The sequence below is a fragment of the Burkholderia sp. AU15512 genome, from assembly GCF_002223325.1.
Lineage (GTDB): Bacteria > Pseudomonadota > Gammaproteobacteria > Burkholderiales > Burkholderiaceae > Burkholderia.
Window position 1 is genome coordinate 1,240,066 of sequence record NZ_NKEX01000006.1, and the last position, 23,166, is coordinate 1,263,231.

General features: G+C 68.7%; 20 protein-coding genes. 6 read left to right on the top strand and 14 right to left on the bottom strand.

The window, feature by feature from the left end; genetic code table 11:
• Positions 1-13: 13 nt before the first annotated feature.
• The gene (locus CFB43_RS24920; RefSeq protein ID WP_089496994.1) at positions 14-1,813 is read right to left on the bottom strand and encodes a methyl-accepting chemotaxis protein; all 1,800 of its coding nucleotides are present in this window, start codon (positions 1,811-1,813) and stop codon (positions 14-16) included.
• A 342-nt stretch (positions 1,814-2,155) separates the two neighbouring features.
• Positions 2,156-2,407: a DUF3562 domain-containing protein gene (locus tag CFB43_RS24925; protein WP_089427514.1), complete on the bottom strand. Its 252-nt coding sequence runs from the start codon at positions 2,405-2,407 to the stop codon at positions 2,156-2,158.
• Between the two features lie 525 nt (positions 2,408-2,932).
• Between CFB43_RS24925 and CFB43_RS24930 the strand changes: the two genes are divergently transcribed.
• A complete protein-coding gene (locus tag CFB43_RS24930) occupies positions 2,933-3,367 on the top strand; it encodes a hypothetical protein (protein WP_089496995.1) in 435 nt (144 codons plus the stop codon).
• Positions 3,368-3,920: 553 nt separating this feature from the next.
• On the opposite strand, the gene CFB43_RS24935 is transcribed toward CFB43_RS24930, so the two are convergent.
• The 5 genes from CFB43_RS24935 to CFB43_RS24960 form a co-directional block, all read right to left on the bottom strand.
• On the bottom strand, positions 3,921-4,856 hold the full coding sequence (locus tag CFB43_RS24935; protein ID WP_089496996.1) for a universal stress protein: 936 nt from the start codon (positions 4,854-4,856) through the stop codon (positions 3,921-3,923).
• Positions 4,857-5,074: 218 nt separating this feature from the next.
• Positions 5,075-6,457: an amino acid permease gene (locus tag CFB43_RS24940; protein WP_089496997.1), complete on the bottom strand. Its 1,383-nt coding sequence runs from the start codon at positions 6,455-6,457 to the stop codon at positions 5,075-5,077.
• Positions 6,458-6,900: 443 nt separating this feature from the next.
• Positions 6,901-7,926, bottom strand: a complete 1,026-nt coding sequence (locus CFB43_RS24950; protein WP_041493311.1) for a DedA family protein/thiosulfate sulfurtransferase GlpE — start codon at positions 7,924-7,926, stop codon at positions 6,901-6,903.
• A 186-nt stretch (positions 7,927-8,112) separates the two neighbouring features.
• Complete coding sequence (locus tag CFB43_RS24955) at positions 8,113-8,619, bottom strand: cupin domain-containing protein (RefSeq protein ID WP_089496998.1); 507 nt, start codon at positions 8,617-8,619, stop codon at positions 8,113-8,115.
• A 368-nt stretch (positions 8,620-8,987) separates the two neighbouring features.
• On the bottom strand, positions 8,988-9,458 hold the full coding sequence (locus CFB43_RS24960) for a universal stress protein (RefSeq protein ID WP_089496999.1): 471 nt from the start codon (positions 9,456-9,458) through the stop codon (positions 8,988-8,990).
• Positions 9,459-9,781: 323 nt separating this feature from the next.
• Here CFB43_RS24960 and CFB43_RS24965 point away from each other — a divergent pair, with 323 nt between their 5' ends.
• Together CFB43_RS24965 and CFB43_RS24970 are read left to right on the top strand one after the other, a co-directional pair.
• Complete coding sequence (locus CFB43_RS24965; protein WP_089497000.1) at positions 9,782-11,890, top strand: PAS domain-containing sensor histidine kinase; 2,109 nt, start codon at positions 9,782-9,784, stop codon at positions 11,888-11,890.
• Complete coding sequence (locus CFB43_RS24970) at positions 11,887-12,534, top strand: response regulator (protein ID WP_006483707.1); 648 nt, start codon at positions 11,887-11,889, stop codon at positions 12,532-12,534. Before CFB43_RS24965 ends, CFB43_RS24970 begins: the two co-directional genes overlap by 4 nt.
• Positions 12,535-12,644: 110 nt before the next feature.
• Here the strand turns inward: CFB43_RS24970 and CFB43_RS24975 are convergent, their stop codons facing one another.
• Positions 12,645-13,049, bottom strand: a complete 405-nt coding sequence (locus CFB43_RS24975) for a lysozyme inhibitor LprI family protein (protein WP_089497001.1) — start codon at positions 13,047-13,049, stop codon at positions 12,645-12,647.
• A 346-nt stretch (positions 13,050-13,395) separates the two neighbouring features.
• Between CFB43_RS24975 and CFB43_RS24980 the strand changes: the two genes are divergently transcribed.
• Genes CFB43_RS24980 through CFB43_RS24990 form a run of 3 tightly spaced genes read left to right on the top strand, consistent with a single transcriptional unit; the run spans position 13,396 to position 15,712 of the window.
• Positions 13,396-13,998, top strand: coding sequence for a DUF1326 domain-containing protein (locus tag CFB43_RS24980; protein ID WP_089458173.1), 603 nt, complete (start codon positions 13,396-13,398; stop codon positions 13,996-13,998).
• Positions 13,999-14,021: 23 nt separating this feature from the next.
• Positions 14,022-14,810, top strand: a complete 789-nt coding sequence (locus tag CFB43_RS24985; protein ID WP_089498132.1) for a DUF2182 domain-containing protein — start codon at positions 14,022-14,024, stop codon at positions 14,808-14,810.
• A gap of 8 nt (positions 14,811-14,818) precedes the next feature.
• Positions 14,819-15,712 carry a DMT family transporter gene (locus tag CFB43_RS24990; protein ID WP_089497002.1) on the top strand — a complete coding sequence of 298 codons (894 nt, stop codon included), beginning with the start codon at positions 14,819-14,821 and terminating at the stop codon, positions 15,710-15,712.
• A 132-nt stretch (positions 15,713-15,844) separates the two neighbouring features.
• On the opposite strand, the gene CFB43_RS24995 is transcribed toward CFB43_RS24990, so the two are convergent.
• The 6 genes from CFB43_RS24995 to CFB43_RS25020 form a co-directional block, all read right to left on the bottom strand.
• Entirely contained in the window at positions 15,845-16,174 is a 330-nt protein-coding gene (locus CFB43_RS24995) for a DUF4148 domain-containing protein (protein ID WP_069251539.1), read from the bottom strand.
• Positions 16,175-16,397: 223 nt separating this feature from the next.
• Positions 16,398-17,279 (bottom strand): PilZ domain-containing protein, encoded by an 882-nt coding sequence (locus CFB43_RS25000; protein ID WP_089497003.1) that lies wholly within the window; start codon positions 17,277-17,279, stop codon positions 16,398-16,400.
• A gap of 79 nt (positions 17,280-17,358) precedes the next feature.
• Positions 17,359-19,947, bottom strand: a complete 2,589-nt coding sequence (locus tag CFB43_RS25005; protein ID WP_089497004.1) for a penicillin-binding protein 1A — start codon at positions 19,945-19,947, stop codon at positions 17,359-17,361.
• 150 nt (positions 19,948-20,097) lie between these two features.
• The gene (gene lhpH, locus CFB43_RS25010; protein WP_089497005.1) at positions 20,098-21,105 is read right to left on the bottom strand and encodes a trans-3-hydroxy-L-proline dehydratase; all 1,008 of its coding nucleotides are present in this window, start codon (positions 21,103-21,105) and stop codon (positions 20,098-20,100) included.
• Between the two features lie 65 nt (positions 21,106-21,170).
• Entirely contained in the window at positions 21,171-22,292 is a 1,122-nt protein-coding gene (locus CFB43_RS25015) for a branched-chain amino acid ABC transporter substrate-binding protein (RefSeq protein ID WP_089497006.1), read from the bottom strand.
• A 121-nt stretch (positions 22,293-22,413) separates the two neighbouring features.
• On the bottom strand, positions 22,414-23,151 hold the full coding sequence (locus tag CFB43_RS25020) for a FadR/GntR family transcriptional regulator (RefSeq protein ID WP_089497007.1): 738 nt from the start codon (positions 23,149-23,151) through the stop codon (positions 22,414-22,416).
• Between the last annotated feature and the right edge of the window lie 15 nt (positions 23,152-23,166).

Genomic DNA, 23,166 nt, shown 5'->3' on the forward strand with positions numbered 1-23,166 from the left:
CCCGCGCGCCGCGTCAAGCGACCTTGAACCGCCCGACCGTGGTCGCCAGCGCGTTCGCCTGCGACTGCAGCGCGGTCGCGGCGGCCGTCGACTGTTCGACGAGCGCCGCGTTCTGCTGCACCATTTCGTCGAGCTGCGTGACCGCGCGATTCACTTCCTGGATGCCACGCGTCTGCTCGTTCGCGGCGTGCGTGATCTCGGAGATGATCGTCGTCACGTTCGATACGTTGGACACGATCTCGCGCATCGTGTCGCCCGCCTGGCGCACCTGCCCGGACCCGGCCGACACGCTCGCGACCGTCGATTCGACCAGCACCTTCACTTCGCGTGCGGCCTGCGCGCTGCGTTGCGCGAGGCTGCGCACTTCCTGCGCGACGACCGCGAAGCCGCGGCCCTGCTCGCCCGCGCGCGCCGCTTCGACGGCCGCGTTCAGCGCAAGGATGTTGGTCTGGAACGCGATCCCGTCGATCACGCCGATGATGTCGCCGATGCGGCCCGAGGCTTCCTCGATCTTCTCCATCGTCGCAACGACGTCCGACACGACCACGCCGCCGTGCGACGCGATCCGCGACGCGGCCGCCGCGCGTTCGTCGGCCTGGCCGGCGGCGGCGGCCGATTGGCCCACCGTCGCGGTGATTTCTTCCATCGACGCGGCCGTTTCCTCGAGGCTCGCCGCCGCCGATTCGGTGCGCGACGACAGGTCCTGGTTGCCCGCCGCGATCTCGTTCGCGGCCGTGCGCACCGATTCGCTCGCATCGCGGATCTGGCGCATCACGTCGTTCAGCTTGTCGACGAAGCTGTTGAACGAGCGGGCGATGTCGGCCACTTCGTCACGTCCGTCGGCCGGCAGGCGCTGCGTCAGGTCGCCGGCGCCCGAGCCGATCGCGGCCATGGCCTGGCGCACTTGCGACAGGCGGCGGAACGCGGTCGCGGTGATCGCGCCGATGATCAGCGACGCCACGCCGACGATCACGAGCAGCGTGATCAGCGACGCGGTCAGCAGCGAGCGCATCCCGGCCGTCGCTTCGTTCTTGTCGAGCAGCACCAGCGCGTACCAGTCCGTGCCCGGCACGGGGCGCGCGCGCACCAGCTTCGCGTCGCCGCCGACCGTCACCTCGACGGGCGCGGCCGCGGCCGCGATCGTCGCGCCGTTCGTCGCGCCGAGTTCGGGCGACACGTCGGCGACCGGCTTCAGCGTGAGCTTCGCGTCCGGGTGGGCAACCACGTGGCCGCTGCTGTCGATCAACATCCCGAAGCTCGCGGGCGTCGGGTGGATCGTCTTCACGTTCGCGATCACGGTGTCCATCGAGACGTCCGCCGCGACGACGCCCTTGACCGCGCCATCGCGCAGGATCGGCACCGCGAACGTGACGACGAGGTTGCCCGTGCCGGCGTCGACGTACGGCGGCGTGACGACCGGCTTGCCGGCCTGCGCGGCCTGCTTGTACCACGGGCGGCCGGTCGGATCGTAGTCGGGTGGAATGCCGGTCGGGTCGGAGAAGTGGAACGCCTTGTCGGCGTAGCCCGCGTAGACGTTCGTGAAACCGCCGGCCGTGGCCATCTGCTTGAACACCGGCAGCGGATCGGGCGTCAGCGCGGCATCCTGCAGCGACGCGATCATCCGGCTCCGGGTGGCGACCCAGTCGGCGATCCCGACCACGTGGCCGCTGGCGACGGAGGTCAGGTTGCGGTCGATCGCGTCGTCGTTGTACGAGCGCGCGATGAAATAGTTGATGAGCGTGGTGGCGACCAGCGCGAATACGACGATGGCGACGCACGCGGCAAGGATGCGGGCGCGGATGGACGAGAGCATGGCAACGACTCGGTAAGGGAGCGCGAACGCCCGGTGGACGAATTCACCGGGTAAACGGCAATCGCGCCACTTACTTGAGACCGCTGTGACAATTCAGTGAAAGTATGACGAAACGTAAGGCAGGTTGTTAGCGGATCGTCAGGTTGACTGTGCTGTGCGGCGCCGTGTGCGCACCGCCTGGGGAAGCGACGACGGCCCCGTCGATCCCGGGCACGGCGATAAAGAAGCGCGCTGGAACGGGCCGGTTCGCTGTCGATCAACGTATGAATGTCGATCAGGATCCGGCCCCGGCCCCGGCCACGGATCGTGTCACGTCCGCGCATCCGCCGCGGCGCTCGCCCGTCACAGGCGATGGCTCGGACGCGGATCGGCGTCCGCGGGCGCATCTGCACGCGTGTCGTCGTGGAGATCGTCCTGTCGGCGCATCCGTTCGCGCAGGTGCCGGATCGCGAATACGTGGATGTAGTCGTGCACCCGCGCGTCGGACGACAGCGCGCGGACTTCGTCGTCGAGCATCGCGCGCAACTGATCCGAACCGATCGCACGCTGTTTGGCGGCTTCCTTGAGTGAATCGAGCAAACTGTCCTTGGACATCGACGGACTCCTGACGGTCGAGGAACGAAAAGAAGAAGGTACCGGAAGCTTAAAGACTGAACGGCGGCGCGGCGTGCGATGCGCCGGCGCATGTTTGTGCGCGATCAACGGCACGTTGCGTGCCGCCGTGCCGATCCGTCCCCGAACCGGCCGCGCAAGATTCGCGGCGCAAACTGCCCGCGAACGAGACTGGAAACCCTGCCACGCCACCCCGGGGCGCGGCACCGGCTGACACAGGCCAACGATGGAACGTTGCCCGACGCCGATGCACTGGCCAAGTTAGACCGGCCGAAATCATGCGTCAAGCGATCCCCTCCGCGCGCTCCCCATTCGTCCGAATGAACGGGCCGGCGTGTCAGCGGATTCCTATAGGTGCCGCGCATTACCTGACAGCGACTTCAGCGCGCGCTGCTTGGCAGCGCACGGGCGCGACACGATACTGGTGACATGGACGAAACGTTCATACGGGTCATCGCTCAGCCGGCCGTCGAGCCGGCATGCGGGGCCTGGCGCAGGAGACCAACTATGGCACATCGCAACTTACCGGGCCGGGACGGCCAGCGGCGCGCGTCGGGCAAAGCGCGCGCCCTGCCTGCCCAGCCCGTGTCGGCGGGCAACCTTCCGTCCGACAATATCGACACCTTGCTTGCGCTGGCGCGCGAGGCCGGCTTGCTCGTCACGCTCGACGGGCAGATCGGCCGCGAAAAGTACCAGAGCGTCGCGGGCTCGGTGCTCGCGTTGCAACGGTTCGCCGCGGCACTCTGCGCGCGGGCCGCACCCGACGCGCCGGCCGATGCCGAGCCACGTCGCAAGGCGCGCCCCGGCTGGCCGCACGCGAACCGCCTGCGCAACCGCATGTGCAGCGCGTGCGCGCCGCTGCATGTCGGGCGTCAGCGTCCGCGGGTGCGCCGCGCTCCCGGCCGACGGCACGACCTGCGGTCGATGGTTCGCTTCACCTGAGCATGCAGGCAGCCGTTGGGCGGCGCGGGGGCCGTGCAACGGCTGAACGTCTCACGACGTCGCAGCGCCTGACGCACGCCGCGCCTGTACTACAGCGAGCGGCGCACCTGCCGCGATCCTCACCGATCCGCATCGACGCCACCGCGCGCCATCACGCCTCATGACGCGCCGTTCGACGCGGCGGCCATGACGACGATTCCTGCGGGGAAGGCAATCCAGACGGGGCCAACTACAACACGAACGCGGAAAGCGGACGGGGTGACTTGCACCCCGCCCGTCCTCCAAGGCAACCGTGGCTGCCTACCCTCGTGCCAGAGAGTTCTCGGTCGGATGACGCGCCGTGCATCGCACGGTGCGGCTCCGGAAATTGATGTCACGGCTGTGAATGCACCGTCGATCACCGCCATCAACACGCGTGTTGCAGCGTGGCTGCGCGGTACATGCACGACAGACCGGCGGTGTCGCCGGACGTTCCTTCAATGTCTCACGCGCGAGGCACGCCGTTTCTGATGCAGGTCAAGCCAAGCCTGCTTCGCTCTCGACATCGCACGATTTATTCGGCACCGCGCACGAGGAGGACCGGCACCTGTGCGAGATGCGCTATGCGGCGCGCCACGCTGCCGATCAGCCAGGCGGCGATGCCGCGCCTGCCATGCGTGCCGACCACCAGCAGTTCGGCGCGCCAGTGCACGGCGTCGCGCATCAGCGCATGAGCGACGTCGTCGCTGGTCGGGCGGGTTTCGACGACACCGCGCTTGCTCGGGTTCCCGGTCGCATGGAACAGCGGGCCGATCTTCGCGAGCGCATCCTCGCCCTCCGCGCGATAGGCATCCTCGAGCGCGCGCACCGGCACGATATCCGTCAGACGAACCGCGCGATCGATCACGTAGGCCGCATACAGCAACGTCGTCGGCGTCGCGAAGCCGAGCCCGACGCGCACCGCGTGCAGCGACGGCTCGCTGCCGTCGACCGCGAACATCAGCCGCTGCAGGCCGCCGTCCGACGGCCGTACGTAGGCTGCCGGCACGATCAGCAACGCGCAGCGCACGCGTGTCGTCAACGTGTCCGACATCGCGCCTTCGACGAGCCGCAGCAGCCCGTGATGCGGATTCGCGCCGACCATCAGCACGTCCGCGTTCCATGCCGACGTATCGCTCACCAAGGCATCGGCCACCGAGCCGCCCGTCACCGACGTATCGATGATGGCCTGCTCGACCTCGACACCGCTGCCGGCGAACATCGCCGCGATCCGTTCGTTGATGGCTTGCGCGTCGCGCATCAGGTCCTCGCGCGCGGACGTCAGCAGTGCGTCGATGCGCGGGATGTCGGGCAACACGAGGCGCGGGTTGTCGATGGCGCAGACAATGCGCAATCGCATGCCGGGGCGCAGCAGCGTGCGCGCATAGCGCGCGGCGGACAGCGATTCGGGCGTCGGATCGACGGCCAGCGCGATCCGCGCAAGCGTCGGGATGGGCTGGGCAGGCTGCATGGCGAAGGCCTCCGTGCGTGCGCGTCGTCGCGGAACGACGACGGGAGCTTCGCGCGGAAGCGGCGCACGGCGGCCGGGCCACCGCCGCGGTCGCGGCGGTCACGGGGATCGGCGGGTTGCCACGCGAAACGCGGACAATCGATTCGTTCAGCATAGGTCGTCCGGCCCGCGCGTGCATGATCGCGATCAAGGGTCGCGCGGGCCCCTGCCCGTGCGGCTTACGACTTCGTCGGCACCGATGCCGCCGGACGGTTCGCGTAGAACAGCGCATACGTGATGCCGAGCAGGACGATCCAGACCGGCCCGATCACGAGCGCGACGCGTGTGTCGGGCGTGAACGCCATCAGCACGACGACCAGCACGAGAAAGCCGAGCGCGACGAACGAACCCAGCGGATAGAACGGCACGCGGATCGGCAGGCGCGCGATCTTGTCGGCCGACAGCGTGCGGCGAAAGCGCATCTGCGCGATCAGGATCACGCACCACGTCCAGATCGCGCCGAACGTCGACACCGACGTGAGCCACGTGAACACGTGCTGCGGCGCGAGATAGTTGAGCAGCACGCCGATCAGCAGCAGCGCGACCGACACGATCACGCCGTACACCGGCACGCCGTTGCGATTGACCTGGCCGAGCTTGCTCGGCGCCTGGCCCTGCTGCGCGAGGTTGTAGAGCATCCGCGCGGTGCTGAACAGGCCGCTGTTGCACGACGACAGCGCCGCGGTCAGCACGACGAAGTTGATGATGCCGGCCGCCGCCGGGATGCCGAGCCGCGAGAACGTCATCACGAACGGGCTGCCCTGAGTGCCGATCTGGTCCCACGGATACAGCGACATGATCACGAACAGCGCACCGATGTAGAAAATCAGCACGCGCCAGAACACCGAGTTCACCGCCTTCGTCAGCGACTTCTCCGGGTTGCGCGCCTCGCCGGCGGTGAGGCCGAGCATCTCGACGCCGAGATACGCGAACATCACGATCGGCAACGCGGCGACCACGCCGTTCAGGCCGTTCGGCATGAAACCGCCGTGCGCCCACAGGTTCGACAGGCCGATCGCGACACCGCCGTTGCCGATGCCGAACGCGATCATCAACCCGCCGCCGATGATCATCAGCACGATCGTGACGATCTTGATCAGCGCGAACCAGAACTCGAATTCCCCGTACAGCTTGACCGCGATGAAGTTCACCGAGCCCATCGCCATGAGCGCCGCGAGCGCCCAGATCCAGTTCGGCACGCCAGGGAACCACATGTGCATATAGACGCCGACCGCCGTGATCTCCGCCATGCAGGTGACGATCCATACGAACCAGTAGGTCCAGCCGGTCAGGTAGCCGGCGAGCGGCCCGAGGTAGTCGCGCGCGTAGCGGCTGAACGCGCCGGCGACGGGATTGGCGATCGCCATCTCGCCGAGCGCGCGCATGATCAGGAAAATCGCGATGCCGCCCAGCAGGTAGGTCAGCAGGATGGCCGGGCCGGCGACGCGGATCGCGGTGGCCGAGCCGAGGAACAGGCCGACGCCGATCGTCGCGCCGAGCGCCATCAGGTTGATGTGCCGCTCTTCCAGCCCTCGATGCAACTGGTCTTCTGGTTGTTTCAAGTCCGTCTCCTGGCAACCGCGAATGGGCCGCCGTCATTGTCGATATCAATGCGCGACCGTTCATGCCGATCCCGGCATGCCGAAAACGAAATAATCTCCGCCGTCGTTTTCTGAATTAGAAACGACACGGATGTTGCGTCAATCCGATGGGAATCGCCGCCGATTATCCGTATGTTCCGAAACAATCCGGAAAACGGATCGGGCCTTTCACGGAATACGCCCGCGCGGCCCGTTCGACGCGGCTGTGCGCGTAACGGACGGCGACGGGATCAATCGCTTTCGGCGCGAACGAACACGCGTCGAAGGTGCGCAATCAGGCGCACGCATTATGCAGGCGGGATTATAGGGAGGATAAGCCGTTTCACGCCAGTCGATTTTCGTAAAAATCGCGGGGCGTGAAACCGGTAGTGGAATCCGAATGCGCGCGACGCTCGCGCTTGGATTTATTTCGACAGTGTCGCGCGCACCGTATATTCGCCTTCGATCGCACCGTGATCCGGCCGCACGAAATACCGCGACGCATCGAGATCGGCCGGCATCGGCTCGACCGGATAGCCGTGCTTTTCCCACGCATCGAGGCCGCCCTTCAGCGCGCGGATGTTGTGGATCATCTTCTTGCGCTGCATCTTCGCGATCAGGCGCTTCGCGGTGGCTTCGTTCGGGCACACGCAATACACGACGATCGGCCGCTTCAGCATCTCCGGATCGAGCAGGTCCGGCGAATCGAGATCGACCGGCACCGCGCCGGCGATCCGGTACGGTTCGCGCTCGCGAATTGCTTTCGGCCGCGCGTCGAAGATCAGCGGCGGCTCGTCCGACGTCATCATTTCGACGAGCTGCGGCGGCGAGATGCGCACTTGCGCGAGATAGCGGCGGAACTGCACGCGACGCACCCAGCGGTACAGCAGGAACGTGATGAAGATCGCGAGGAATGCATCGAGGATCGTGCCGCCGCTCGCGCGCACCCACAGCACGAACTGGACGATCTGGTCGTGAATGGCCGCACCGCCGACCAGCCAGAACGCGGCCCACAGCGATGCGCCGGCCAGGTCCCAGAACAGGAACACGCCGACGCCGATCGCGGTCGTGCCGAGCAGCGGCGCCGACACGAGGCCGAGGCCCGGCAGGAATTTGGACAGCACCAGCAGCGGTGCGCCGTATCTTTCGAAGACGTTACGTGCGAAACGCAGTGTCGTGTCGAGCGACAGCGAGAAGCGCACGAGGCCGTTCAACAGGCGCCGGCCACGCGTGCGGCCCATGAAGAACCACAGCGAATCGGCCAGCATCGTCGCGCCGATCGCCGCCGCGAACATGCTGACCCAGGACGCCTGCCCCATTGCCGCCATCGTGCCGCCGAGAATCAGCATCGGCACGGCCGGCACCGGCACGCCGAGCTGCGTGATCAACACGCTCGCGAACACGGCCCACGGGCCGAGCGACGATGGAATAGCGATGGGAAAGTGCCACACGGCGGCGCTCCTGGAAGGCATGCAGCCGTGCGACGAGGGCCGTCGGCACCGCTGGGCAACGGCCGCCGCGGCACGCCCGCGGCCGACCCGATGCACCACGGCATTCTAAACGGGTTTGGCCGCGGCCGCGCGGAACACGCACCATCGGCACGGGCTTCGCGCCCCGGGGTGGCGCCGCCGTGACAGTCACATGTCGGTGCGCTGGGCAAGTTGCCCGACGTGTTCCGAGTAATCGGGAAACGCGGCGGCCAGCGCGGCCGCGTCGGCCAGCTCGAATTCCGCGAACTCGAAGCCCGGCGCCACCGTGCAGCCGACGAGCGCGACATGCTCCGGCAACGCGCAGCGCGCGCCGAACCAGCGCCCGGCCCGCACGACCGCCTGGAACACGGTGCCCGGATGCGTGAGCGGGTTGCCGAGCCGGTGGATCGTCAGCCCGTCGCGCTCGTCGAGCACCCACACTTCGATCGGGTCACCCGCGTAGAAATGCCAGACTTCGTCGGAACGGATCCGGTGCCACGACGAATATGCGCCGTCGCACAACAGGTAATAGATCGCGGTCGACGCGGCGCGTGGCGCGCCGTCGGCCGGACGCACGACCGAATCGGCCGCACGGTAGGTTTCGCGGAAATAGCCGCCTTCGGGATGCGGCTGCAGGTCGAACTGGCGAATCAGGTCGGTCGCGGATATCGGCATGGCGGATGACGTCGGTAAGGTAAGGAACCGGGCACCCGGCGGACGGCGTCGCCTCGCTCATCGCGAACGCGGTCGCCTATCGCCGGATGCTGCTGCGTCGATCGCCGCGGCCATGCGCGCGGCGAACAAGCGGACACCGGTCGATGCTGCCAGAACTGCATGTCGGGATGCAACCGCCGGCACGCGATCGCGCGCGGGGGGACACCGGGCGTGCCGCCCTCGCGCGGTCGATGTGTCGGCAGCGGCAGTCGCGCTCACCCGCCGTGCGCGGGGCGTTTCCGTTTCATCAGGCCGTCATCCTACGAATGCGCGAGACGACCGCCGCCCGCGACCGTGCGTGCGTCAACGTCGGTGCGTTGCCGCGTGCGTCACGCAGCCGCCGACGTGCCGGTCTCGCTGTGCCGCACCAGCAGCACGGGCCGGTCGGCCGCGCGCAGCAGCGATTCGGCGACACTGCCGAGCAGCAGCCGGCGCAGGCCATGCCGCCCGCTCGTGCCCATCACGATCAGGTCGGCATCGGCTTCGGCCGCCGTGCGCATCAGCACGGTGGCGACATCCTCGCCGTACGCGTCGAGCGCGCGCACGGTGCCCGATACATGCGCCTGCGCAAGCACTGCTTTCGCCTCGTCGAGCACCGGCGTCACGGCATCGGTCGCGGCCGCCTCGCCCTCGCGCGCGGCCGCGAAGCCCGCATCGACGTCGACGAGCTGCGGCCGGTGCTCGACGACATACGCGCAGGTCACGTCGCCGCCGGACGCCGCCGCGATCCGGATCGCCTCGTTCAGCGCGAGACGCGCGCTCGGGCTGCCGTCGAGCCCGACGAAAATCCGCTTGTACATGGTCCGTCCCTCCGACCGGGCACGCATCGCGCGTCGCGCGACGGCGGCCCGTCATCGCCACCCGGCCCGATGCCGGATGGCCTGCCGAACAGTCTGCCCCACGTGCCGACGCGCCCGTTGATGCGCGTCAAGCGCGGCCGGCGCGCCCGCTGCTTCACGCCGGTTGCCGCAATTTCCAGTGACCCCATTACAAAAAACATGTAAATCGCGCACAATTTCATCTTGAAATTAGACGTTGCGCGCAGCCGGTGCGAGTTTCGCCCGGTTTTGCTGTGCCGCTCCCGGTGCCAGGGGGCGGCCCCTGACAACAGAATGCCAATCGAATGACCGCAAGTGGAACCCCGACGCGTGACACCCGAGGGCCCACGCGCCTCCAGACCATGTTACGCCAGCCGCTCGCGTCCAGCGTCGTTGCCCTGTGCGCCGGCGCCGTGCTGTCGCTCGGCGTCGCGCTGCTCGTGCGCGAGCAGTGGCAAGGCGCCGTCCACACGCGTTTCGAACGCCGCACGACGCATGTGACAGCCATGCTCCGCCACGAGCTGCAATCCGGCGCGGCCGTGCTCGAAGGCGCGCGCGGCGCGTTCAACCTCGTCCCGGGCATGACGCCCGAACAATGGCGCCGGTATGCGGAGATGCTCGACCTCGACAGCGGCCGCTCGCCGGTCCGCCAGATCGGCTATGTGCCGCTGCCGCCCGCGGCGCGCACCGCCCTCGCCGGCGCGAAGCCGATGCCGGCCGGCACGCTCGCGACCGCCGCGCTCAGCGCACCGGCGTCGAATTCACCGGTCGTGCGCTTCGGCGCGTCCGATGCGGCGCCGCTCACGCGCGCGCTGCAGACGGGCGACGTCGCGCTCGGCGTCCACCCGGCCGACGACGACACGTCCCGCGACGCCCGCACCTTCACGCTGTTCCTGCCGGTCGCCGCGTCGCCGCATGCGGCCGCCGCACCGCCCGGCCTGCGCGAAACCGGCGCCGACGGCGTGCTGTTCGCGGCGTTGAGCCCGCGGCGCCTGGTCGAGCGTGCGCTCGACGCGGAACGCGGGATCGACGTGTGGATCACCGCCGGCGGCGATCGGCGCGCGATCGTCAGCGTCGAAACGACGACCGACGAGGCGTCGGCATCGCCCGACCTGATGCGGCGCACCGACGAGCTGAATTTCGGCGGTACCGTGCTGACGCTCGCGTATTCCGCGGACGGCCGCCCGAGCGCCACCGGCGCGCAGCGCGCGGCCGGCACCGTGCTCGCCGCGGGCCTGATCGCGTCGATCGCGTTCGCGGTGCTGATCCATGCGCTGCTGCGCGGCCGCTCCGCCGCCGATCCGGGCGCGAGCAGCCGCGGCATCCTCAACGAGGCGCGGATGATGGGCATCATCCGTTCGTCGATGGAAGCGATCATCACGATCGACGAAAAACAGACGGTCGTGATCTTCAATCCGATGGCCGAGCAGGTGTTCGGCGTATCCGCGATGGAGGCGATCGGTGCGCCGCTGTCGCGCTTCATCCCCGAGCGGTTCCGCGCCGCGCACGCCAAGCACGTCGACCAGTTCGGCGTGACGGGCGTGTCCGAGCGCCAGATGGGCCGCCAGCGGGTGCTGTTCGGGTTGCGCGCCAACGGCGAGGAATTCCCCATCGAGGCGTCGATCTCGCAGATCCGCGACGCGTCGGGCAAGCTCTATACGGTGATGCTGCGCGACATCACCGAGCGGCAGCGCGCCGATAACGCGCTCAAGCAGTCGCGCGAGGAATTGCGCGAACTGTCGGCGAACCTGCAGAACGTGCGCGAAGAGGAAAAGACCCGCATCGCGCGCGAACTGCACGACGACCTCGGCCAGCAGCTCACCGCGCTGAAGATGGATCTGTCGGTGGTCGAACAGCAGCTGCGCGTGCCAGGTCGCACGCAACCCGACGAAGACGTGCAGACGCACCTGCAGGGCATGCGACGGCTGATCGACGCGACGGTCGCGTCGGTGCGGCGCATCGCGGCCGACCTGCGGCCCGTGATGCTCGACGATCTCGGCCTCGTGCCGGCGATCGAATGGCTCGCGAACGATTTCACGAACCGCTACGGGATCGATGTCGAGCGGCACATCGAAACCGGCGGGCTCACGTTCACCAGCGCGGGCGCGACCACGTTGTTCCGGATCGTCCAGGAAGCGCTGACGAACGTCGCGCGCCACGCGGATGCGACGCGCGTCGCGCTGCGGCTCGACGTCGAGGAAGGCTTCTGCGTGTTGCGTGTCGCGGACAACGGCCGCGGCTCGGCGCCCGGCGGCCCGGCCCATGAAGACAAATCGTTCGGCCTGATCGGCATTCGCGAACGCGCCCACATGCTGGGCGGCAGCGTGACGATCGACACCGCGCTCGCGCGCGGTTTCTCGATCACCGTCGCGCTCCCGCTCAGTACCGTCCAACAGGAAACGCTCATCACATGATCAAGGTGCTCATCGCCGACGACCATACGCTCGTACGCGACGGTCTGCGGCACATCCTCCAGAACGCCACCGGATTCGAGGTGGCCGGCGAAGCCTGCGACGGCCCGTCGACGATCGCGCTCGTGCGCGCCACGCCCGCGCAGGTGCTCGTGCTCGACCTGTCGATGCCGGGCCGCAACGGCGTCGAGCTGATCAAGCAGATCAAGGACGAGAAGCCCGCGCTGCGCGTCCTCGTGCTGACCATGCACGCGGAGCAGCAATACGCGGTGCGCGCGTTCCGCGCCGGCGCGTCCGGGTATCTGACGAAGGAAAGCGCGAGCGCCGAACTGGTCGGCGCGGTCACGAAGGTCGCGTCAGGCGGCGTCTACGTGAGCCTCGCGATGGCCGAGCAGTTCGCGCAGAGCCTGAACGAGCCGGCCGAGACGCTGCCGCACCAGCGGCTGTCCGACCGCGAATTCGACGTGTTCCGGCGGATCGCCGCCGGCCAGACGCTGACGGAGATCGCCAACGCGCTGTGCGTGAGCGCGAAGACGGTCAGCACCTACAAGACGCGGATCCTGGAAAAGATGCAGATGCCGCACGAAGCGGCGCTGGTGCGTTACGCGATGCGGCACAAGCTGCTCGACGAAACGGACGACGTGTAACGGACGACGTGTAACGGACGACGTGTAACGGACGACGCCCCGCCCCGGCTGGATCTCAGGTGCCGCCGGCCGCACGGCCTGCGGCCGTACGGAGTACCCCGCTTACCCGCTTACTTGGCCGGCACGGGGCACGCGAGATCGCCTTCCTCGCACGACAGATAGCCCTTCAGCGTTTCGGTACGGGCTTTCGTCAGATCGTCGAGGCAGGTCGACACGACCATCGGATACACGCTGCCGCCCTCGGCGTTCGCGCTGGAGAAGCTGCATTCGGCATCGCGGTACGCGATCCACGCACGCTGCGCATTCACGAGTTTGTCGGCGAGCGGCCGCGTATCGCGCAGGCGCGCGGTGACGGCCTGGTACGTCCGGTTCAGTTCCCCGTCGGTTTTCTTGTACGCGCGATCGGCGCACGCCGTCATCGCCGCCTGATCCGTCGCGTCGGCACAATTCGCCTGCGCGTGGGCGAGGTTCGCCGCCAGTGCGAGCGAGCACAGCAGACCGGTCATGACACGCATGGATGCTCCTGGTTGTTCGTTGAAGTCGTGGAACCCGGTGCCGGGCTTGCCGCGCGGTCGCGCATCGGCCGCCGTCTCGGGGCGACACCGATCGCGATGCTAGCGCACGCGCGCCGGCTTGTCAGCCGGTGTCGCAGCCCGCGACGGCTTGCATATCGCCCCTTCGCACCTACACTTGAAAATCGATACGCCGCTTCAGGCCCGCGCTATCGCATCCATCCCGTCTCCGCTTCCGCGCATTCCTCAGCGCATTTCGCGTTCGCATCGCCGAGCGGGGTGACGATTCGTCTGCCAGCCTCCTCCCCCCGGCCCGACGTGCCTTCGCCGTCGCCCCCTGGAGGGAATCATGAGTTATCACCTTGAAGGCCGTCTGCTCGAGGTCTGCAACTGTCGCGTACTCTGCCCGTGCTGGATCGGCGAGGATCCCGATTTCGGCGTCTGCGACACGATCGTCGCGTGGCATGTCGACAAGGGCACCGTCGACGGCGTCGACGTGGGCGGCAACACGATCGCCGCCGTGTGCCGGGTGCCCGGCAACATCCTCGAAGGCAACTGGACGGCTGCGATCTACGTCAGCGACACGGCGTCCGAAGCGCAGGAGCAGGCGCTCCTCAGGGTCTACACGGGCCAGGCCGGCGGCCCCATCGCCGAACTCGCGAAACTGATCGGCACGGTCGTGTCGATCGAACGCGCGCCCATCACGTTCAATGTCGAGGGGGCTCGCGGCACGCTGTCGATCGGCACCGACTACCACGCGGAACTCGAGCCGTACCTCGGCCCGAGCGGCGCGCAGACGACGCTGACCGACACCGTGTTCTCGACGGTGCCCGGCGCGCCGGTGTTCGTCGGCAAGGCGCCCGTCTACCGGTCGAAGAATGCGGCGATCGGCATCGACGTCGACCTGAAGAATCACAACGCGCTGCAGAGCACGTTCCGGTTCGACGCGTGACGCGCGATCGCACGCCCACGGTCATGGCTGCATCGCTGCACCGGCGCCTGTTTCCGCTCGTGCTCGCGAGTCTCGTCGCGTTCGCCTGGCTCACCCTGTGGGCGTGGACGCGCAGTCCTTACGGGCGCTACCTCGACCACGGCGACGGCACGTTGGCCGAACCGTTCAACGCGCTTTGCCGCGCGCTGCCCGGCGGCGCGCTATGGCTGCCGGCCGCGTTCACCGCGGCCGGCTGGACGCTGATGATCCTCGCGATGATGCTGCCGACGACGCTGTCGCTGTTCGACGCGTTCGCCCGCGTCGTCGCCAGCCGCCCCGACCAGACGCGCCTGCTCGCGCTCGTCGGCATCGGCTACGTCGCCACGTGGAGCGGCTTCGGCCTCGTCGCGCATGGGCTGCACGGGCTGCTGCTGACCGGTGTCGCGCGGGTGCCGGCGCTCGCGTGGCGCGGCTGGTTGATCGGCGCGGCCGTCTTCGCGCTCGCCGGCGCGTTCCAGTTCAGCGGACTGAAGACGCACTGCCTCGACCGGTGCCGCACCCCCTTCAGTTTCGTGATCAGCCGCTGGCGCGGCCGCACGCCGATGCGTCACGCGTTTGCATTGGGCGTCAGCCATGGGCTCTTCTGCGTCGGCTGCTGCTGGGCGCTGATGCTGCTGATGTTCGTCGTCGGCGCCGGCAGTCTCGGCTGGATGCTGGCGCTCGCCGCGTTGATGGCCCTCGAGAAGAACGCGTCGTGGGGGCAGGCGCTCACCGCGCCGCTCGGCGCCGCGTTGTTCGGCGCGGCCGTGCTGATCGTCGCCAGCCACGCGTGAGGCCCGCGATGCGACCGCCCGCGTCCGCCCTCGTGCTGCATGTCCGGCCGGGCATGCGCGCCGTTGCGCTGACGTCGATCGCGATGCTCGCTTTCGCATCGAATTCGCTGCTGTGCCGGCTCGCGCTGCAGGCCGGCCGGATCGACGCGGCCAGCTTCGGCAGCCTGCGCCTCGTATCGGGCGCGCTGATGCTCGCGATCGTCGCGCGTGCTGGGGCACGACGGCCCGCCCCGCCCGCCGACTGGCCGGCCGCGGCGATGCTGTTCGTGTACGTCACGTGCTTCTCGTTTGCGTATCTGACCGTTAGCGCAGCCACCGGCGCGCTGATCCTGTTCGGCGCGGTGCAACTGACGATGTTCGCGGCGGGATGGCATGCCGGCGAGCGGTTTGCCGCGACCGGCTGGGCCGGATTCGGCGCGGCGCTCGGCGGGCTGGTCTACCTCGTGTCGCCCGGGCTCGCCGCGCCGACGCCGCGCGGCGCCGCGTTGATGACGGCAGCCGGCATCGCATGGGGCATCTATTCGATCCGTGGCCGTCGCCCCGTCGATCCGGTCGCGACCACCGCCGGCAACTTCCTGCGCGCCGCGCCGCTGGCGCTCGCGCTGAGCGTCGCACTCGCCGCGCGCGTGCACGTCACGCCGGCCGGCCTCGCGCTCGCCGCGCTTTCCGGTGCGCTGACGTCGGGCCTCGGCTACGTGGTCTGGTATGCCGCGCTACGGCACCTCACGGCGATGCGCGCCGCGGCGGTTCAGTTGTCCGTCCCGCCCATCGCCGCGTGCGGCGCCGTGCTGCTCCTGTCCGAACAGCCGACCTGGCGGCTCGCGCTCGCATCGGCCGCGATCCTCGGCGGCGTCGCGGCCGTGCTCGCGACGCGGGCCCGGCGGGCGGGCAGCACGCGGTGATGCCCGTCAGGCGCGGCACGCTCACGCAGCCCCGCCCATTCCAGCGGCCCAAATGCAAAACCCGTACACGGATACCGTGCACGGGTTTCGGATGAAACGGCAAACCGGGCGCCCTTGCGGGCGCTGCCTGGCTTAGTGGCCGAAGAACACCGACGAACGGTCGGTGGCGGCCGGCACGACCACGCGCTGGCCCGATTGCGACGCCGCGGCCGGGTTCGAACCGTAGCCCGTTGCATCAGCTTGCGCGCCGGTGTTCTGTGCGGCGGCGATCTTTGCCTGGGCGGCCTGGATGTTCTCCGGGTAGTTCATCCAGTCGTTCGGGTTGTAGCCGGCCTTCTCGAGCTGGACCAGCTCGGCGCGCACTTGCGCGCGCGTCAGCGGCTGCTGGTTCGATTGGGCGAACGAGACGACCGGTGCGGCCACCAGGGCGGCCAGTGCAACTGCCTTGATCAGCGATTTCATGATGCGTTACCTCCAGAATTGTTTTGTCAGGCGCTTCGGACTCGGGGTCGTTGCGCATGAGTAGAAGTCTAGGAGGCGACGCTATCAGGGTAAATACTTAAATCGCGAATTCACTGTTGACGGAAACCAGACAATCGCCACGGAATACGTCGAATCGTCAGATGATTATCGGCATTCACGTGCTGAATACCGTGGCGCGGCGCCCCGTGCGTCCGGCCGTGCATCAGCGCCGCCGGTCGGTATCCGACGGCGCCATGAGCCGGTCGAACAGCAGCGCCTTGAGGCGGATCAGGTCGTCGGCGCCGGTCTCGCCGAACGCCGCGTGATGCAGCGTCAGCGCGGGCGCGGCCGGGTCGGCATGGACGGCCCGCACCGTGCCGTCGAGCGCCAGCAGCTCGACCCGGTCGCCCGCCGCGTACGGAAGCTGCACGCGCAAGGGTTCGCCGGTTGCGGCGATCGGCCGGTCGACGGCAATCGACAGGCCGCTCAAGCTGATGTCGTGCACCATCCCGATGCCTTCCGCGCCCTCCGACCCGCCTGCGCAACAGGCGGCGATCCGCACCGGCACGCGCGGCTCCGCACGCGTGCGCAGCCGGTCGACGAAGCCGGGCGGCGACAGCACCAGGAACCGCGCGGCACCCGCCGCCTGCACCGACTCGACCGTCGCACCGAACCGCGACACCGCGGCACGGCCGATCGCCACGGCCTCGATGTCGTCGCCCCGTACGAAGTCGAGGGCGGCCGCCGGCTGCGGCTCGACGAACAGCGCGCCCGACGCGGCGATGCCGATCAGCCGGCAGCGCTGCAGCCCGCGGGTCGTGCCGACCCGGCGGCGGATGCCGATCGAAGCGCCCGCCGACAACCCCATCCGCGGCGCGTGAGGCACCGCGTCAGGCGCGCGCGGCTCGGCCACGGCTTCGGCGTCGTCGCGCCGCCGTACCGGCCGGAAATGGTCGAACAGGAAGGCATGCTGCGCGGCATCGCGCAGCGTCGTGCCGGCCGGCAGTAGCGCGGCGCCGTCGGCATCGTAGAGATCGAAACCGAGCGGGACGCCGGCGGCGAGATCGTCGCGCGTGAGCGGGACGTAGTCGGTAGATAGCCTCATCGTGGAGGCGCGGAGCGACCGCGCGAGCTGTCATGACAACATGATTACGGCAGCATCGCGCGAATTCTGAACGGCTCCGTTACTGCGATGCGCCGGTTGCGTCCGGCGCGGCCGGTGCCGGCGCCTGGGACGGTGCGGTCGAAGGGGCGGCAGCCGGTGCGGCGCCGAGGCCCGCGCTGCCTCCGCCGGCCGCGCTCGCCCCCGCCGGCGGCTGCGCGGGTGGCGGCTGCGACGCGCCCGCCGACAGCGCGGCGGCCGACGCGGCCACTTCGGACGCCGGCACCCATTCCTCGACGATGCCCCCGGATGCCGCTTCGGGCGCCGAGGCAGCCGAGGCGGCCGACGCCTCGTCGGTATCCGCCTCGGGCGCCCGCTCCACCCGCTGCGTCCTGACCGGTGCGGGCGCCTTCTTCGCGTCGGGCGGGAACCACGTGTCGAACAGGTCCGTCGCGCGTTCGCGCAGCGACGCGAACCAGCCCGGCGACGGCTCGGTATCGAATTTCGCCTTCGTATCGACGAGCCGGGCGCGCTGCGCACGCTGGAAGAAATCGCCGACGATCGGCAGCGCGCTGTGCGCGCCCTGCCCCCAGTAGTCGCTGCGCAGCGTCACGCGGCCGTCGTCGAAACCGACCCACGCACCGGCGACGAGGCCCGGCTGCATCAGGATGAACCAGCCGTCCGCGTTGTCCTGCGTCGTGCCCGTCTTGCCGGCCACGTCGCCACGGATCCCGAAGCGCGTGCGGATGCTGCCGCCCGTGCCGCGCGTCACGACGTCGCGCATCACGCTGAGCAGCGTCTTGTCGGTTTCGGCGTCGAGCGCGCGCTCGGGCGGCGCCGGCGCGTATTCGGCAAGCACGTCGCCCTGGCGGTTCTCGATGCGCGTCACCATCTGCGGCTCGACATACAACCCGCCGTTCGCGATCGTCGCGTACGACGCGACCATCTCCTTCAGCGTGACCGGGCTCGTGCCGAGCGCCAGCGACGGCACGCGTTCGAGCGGGCTTTCGCGCACGCCCATGTCGCGTGCGAGTCGGGCCACGGCAGCCGGGCCGACCTTCTCCATCACCTGCGCGGTGATCCGGTTGCGCGACAGCGCGACCGCGTCGCGCAGCGTCATCGGCTTGCCGGTGGGCGGCACGTCGTCGTTCGGCCGCCAGATCTCGCCGCCCTTCAACGGGATCTCGACCGGCTGGTCGATGAAGGTATCGTCCGGCTTCATCCCGTTCGCGAACGCGACGCCATAGACGAACGGCTTGAACGTCGAACCCGGCTGGCGCCGCGCCTGCGCGACGTGGTCGAACGGCTCGTGGGTGAAGTCGCGGCTGCCGACCCACGCGCGGATCTGCCCGTCGCGCGGATCGATCGCGAGGAAGCCGGCCTGCACGTCGGTCTTCGTCTTGCACAGCGCGCGCATGAAACCACGGTCGGCCGCGAGCAGCTTCATCGCGGCCGCGTCGTCCTTGCCGGCGTCCTGCGCGGCCTTGTACTCGGGCGACTCGCGCATGAAGGTGCGGAACACCTCGTTGTCGGTGCCGCAGCCGTCGCGGCCGCTCCACGCGCTGTTCGCGATGCCCTGCAGCTGGTTGCCCTGCAGCGTGAGCGCCTGCGTCGCCATCTGCTGCAGCCGCGCGTCGATCGTCGTGCGCACGATCAGCCCGTCCGAGTAGATGTTGTAGTCGTTGCGGTCGGCCCACGCGATCAGCCATTTGCGCAGCTGCTGCGCGAAGTGCGGTGCCGGCCCCGGCGGCTCCTTCTGGCGCTCGAAGTCGATCCGCAGCGGCCGGCGCTGCCACTGCGCGAACTGCGCGGGCGACAGCTTGCCGTACTTCACCATCTGGCCGAGCACCGTATTGCGCCGCTGCAGCGCGCGCTCGGGGTTCAGCACCGGGTTGTAGTAACTGTTGCCCTTCAGCATCCCGACCAGCGTCGCGCTGTCGAGCACGTCGAGCTCGTCGGCCGACTTGTCGAAATAGGTGCGCGCGGCCATCTCGACGCCGTACGCGTTGTACAGGAACGGCACCGTGTTCAGGTAGGTCTCGAGGATCTGGTCCTTACTGTAGATCGCCTCGATCTTCAGCGCGGTGATCGCCTCCTTCACCTTGCGCGTGAGCGTCGGCGCACGGCCGATCTCGTCCGGATACAGGTTGCGCGCGAGTTGCTGCGTGATCGTCGAGCCGCCCTGGCGGCTGCCCGAGAGCGTATGGAGCGCGGCCGACGCCGTGCGCTTCCAGTCGAGGCCGTGGTGCTCGTAGAAACGGTGATCCTCGGTCGCGATCAGTGCGTCGACCATGTGCGGCGAGATCTGCTTGAGCGGAACCCACTCGCGGTTCGACGGCTTGAATTCGGCCAGCAGCTTGCCGTCGGCGGACAGCACCTGCGCGGGCTGGTCGACGCGCGCCTTGCGGATGTCGCCGATGCCCGGCGTGAACGGGATGAGCACGACCACGTACACCACGAACAGCGCCGGCACGGCGGCGCCGGCGAGCAGTACGCCGCGGCGCGTCGGGTGACGGACATGGCGCCACGCGGTGGCGGCGAGAGGCTTGACCCGCGCGACGGCGGCAGCCGCGACGGGTTGGGCGCGCGCGACCCATCTGGCACAGAAGGCACGCACTGACGACACGTTTCGGCGATTCACGCGGGTGGAGCTCGGCTGAAAAGGGTGCATCGTACCAAACTCGCGCGGGCCGCCGGACGGCGATGGCCCGGTGGCGACCTACCCGGGGCGGCTGCGCGGGCGGTCCGCACGCAAAAAAGGCGCGCGCCCCGCAACGGGAACGGCGCGCCAAGCCTGGTACGACAAACGGGCGGCCGCGACTCAGCGCACGAGAAAACCGTAGGTCAGCGGATCGCGCTCGTCGACGATCCAGTTCGCGAACCCGCAGATATGGGCGCTGCCTTCGACTTCCGGAATCACGGCCGGGATGTCGCCGACCGTCGTTTCGCGCAGCACGCGCCCCTTGAAGACCGTGCCGACGATCGATTCGTTGACGAGCGTGTCGCCGGCCGCGAGCAGCCCGCGCTGGCAGAGCTGCGCGACCCGGCCGCCGGTGCCGGAACCCGTCGGCGAACGGTCGACCTCGCGATCCGCGAACACGCAGCAGTTCGCCTGCGTCGATCCCGGGTGGCGCGGCGCATTCGCGATGATCGTGCCGTAGATGTGGTTGATTTCCGGGATCTCCGGATGCACGACCGGGTACTTCGCGTTCGCGGCGGCCTTCACTTCCGCGCCGAAGCGGATCAGCCGTTCCACCGCCGCTTCGCGCACCGGCAGGTCGAACGGCGCACCGTCGACGTAGAAATAGAACGCGCCGCCGTACGCGATGTCACCGGTCACGGTGCCGAACGACGGCGTCTCGACCGACACGTCGCGCTGCCAGATGAACGACGGCACGTTGACGAAGCGCACCGGCCCCGCATGCTCGCCGTCCCATTTGACGAACGCCTCGATGAAGCCGCACGGCGCGTCGATGCCGACCCGCGTTTCCGGCACCGTGCGCTGCACCCAGCCGAGCTCGACCGCCGCGGTCGACAGCGCGATCACGCCGTGTCCGCAATGGTCGCTGTAGCCTTCGTTGTGCACGAAGATCACGCCGAAATCCGCGTTCGGCGACACCGGCTCGGTCAGGTAGCCGCCGTACATGTCGGCGTGGCCGCGCGGTTCGAACATCAGCGCGCGGCGGATCTCGTCGGCGTTGTCCTTGAGCCACGCGCGGCGCTGGACGATCGTGTCGCCGGGCGCGCGCGGCAGCCCGCTCGTGACGATGCGGAACGCTTCACCGCCCGTATGGACTTCGACGGTGGAAAGGGATCGGGAAATTTTCATGGGGGAATCGGAAGCGTTGAAACGAAGAACGGCGGCCGCGCCGCCGTCCGATGGCAGGCTGGCCGTTACTTCGCGTACGGTTCCGGCAGGCCGTTGCGGATCACGTAGACGGTGGTCGGCGCGCCCTTCAGGTCGCCGTTCGCGTCGAACGAATAGGTGCCGGCGACGCCCGTGTAGTTCGATTTCGCCAGTTGCGCGATCAGCTTCGCCTTGTCGGTGGTCGTGCCGGCCTTGACCATCGCGTCGGCGAGCAGCTTCATCCCGTCGTAGTAGTTCACGCCATAGACCTGCGTATCGGTGTGATACGTGTCGTGGTACTTCTTCAGGAATTCGCGCCCGGCCGCCGTCTTCTCGAGCGCGACGCCGCCCTGCGCGCAGTAGACGATCGACGCCGCATCGCCCGCGACCTTGCCCATGTCGGCCGAGCAGATGCCGTCGCCGCCGAGCAGCTTCGCGCGCAGGCCGCGCTGCTTCATCTGCTTGGCCATCGGCGCGCCCTGTGCGGCATAGCCGCCGAGGAAGATCACGTCGGGGTTGCTGGCCTTGATCTTGGTGAGAATGCCGAGGAAATCGGTGGCCGACGAACTCGTGAATTCCTGGTCGATGATCTTGATCCCGTTCGCCTTCGCGACGTTCATGAACTGCTCGGCCACGCCCTGCCCGTACGCGGTGCGATCGTCGATCACCGCGGCGGTCTTCGCGTTCAGCGTCTTCGCGGCGAAGGTCGCCATCGTGCCGCCGAGCTGTTCGTCGCTCGCGCCGATCCGGAAGATGTTCTTGAAGCCCTGCTTGGTCAGTGCCGGGTTCGACGCGACCGGCAGCATCGGCACGCCGGCAGTCGAGTACACGCGCGAGGCGGGAATCGCGACGCCCGAGTTGTACGGCCCGAGCACCGCGACGACGCCCTTGTCGACGAGGTTCTGCGCCACCTGTACGCCGGCCTTCGGATCGGCCTGGTCGTCGTCGGAGACCAGTTTGAAGGTGACGGTCTTGCCGGCGACCTTGATGCCGGCCTTGTTGAGTTCGTCGACGGCCAGGCGTGCGCCGTTTTCATTGTCCTTGCCGTTCGCGGCCTGCGGACCGGTCAGCGGCGCCGAATGGCCGATCATGACCGCTTCCTGCGCCTGCGCGGAAGTCAGCGCGCCGGCGGCGATGGCCACCGAGAGCGCGGTAACGAGGTGTCGCATGATGTCTCCTGATTGGTTTTGTGTGAAACCAATGTAGGATACGCGTGGTTACCATGCAAGCAATTTCAAAATAAAAATGTCGATTTTGGTCATTTTTCAGACCAGAACGAGCCCAGCACGGTCACTTGGGCGTGATGTCGCGCCGCACGCGGCGGATGTGCTGCTCGACATAGAACGCCGCCGCATCGGCATCGCCGGACACGATCGCCTCGTAGATCAGCCGGTGTTCGGACACGTACAGCCGGATCCGGCCCGCATCGTAGATGCCGTCGTCCTTCAGCCGCTTCCACAGCGGCTGGTCCATCGTCTTCGCGACTTCGTCCGCGATCTTCACGATCAGCGCGTCGCCGGTCATCAACGCCAGCTGGCGGTGGAACAGCCGGTCGCTCTCGTTCCACAGCGCGCGCTGATGCGGATCGTCGACATCGGTAATGGTCTCCATCTGGGCCAGATAGCGTTCGGCACCGGAGTCGGCGCGGCCGTGCGCAGCCGCGAGGCGCGCGATCGCGGGCTCCAGGATCAGCCGCACGTCGAGCGTCGACGTCGGGCTGAAATCGGGTTCGGCCGCCCGGTGCGTGTCGCCGCGCGCCGCGAGCACGTCGAGCGGCGACGCGACGACGTAGGTGCCCGAATTGCGCTTCGTGAACACGAGCCCTTCGTTCTGCAGTGCGCCGAGCGCCTCGCGCACGGCCGGCCGGCCGACCTGGAACAGCCCTGCGAGCTCGCGCTCGGACGGCAGCCGCGACTCGGCGGCATAGCGCCCCGCGCGGATTTCGTCGCGGATCTTCTCGGCCACCTGCTCGTAGATCTGCAGCGGCCTGAAACCGCCTTCGAGTGTGTCGGGACGCGCGGACATCATCGTATGGCTCCTGCC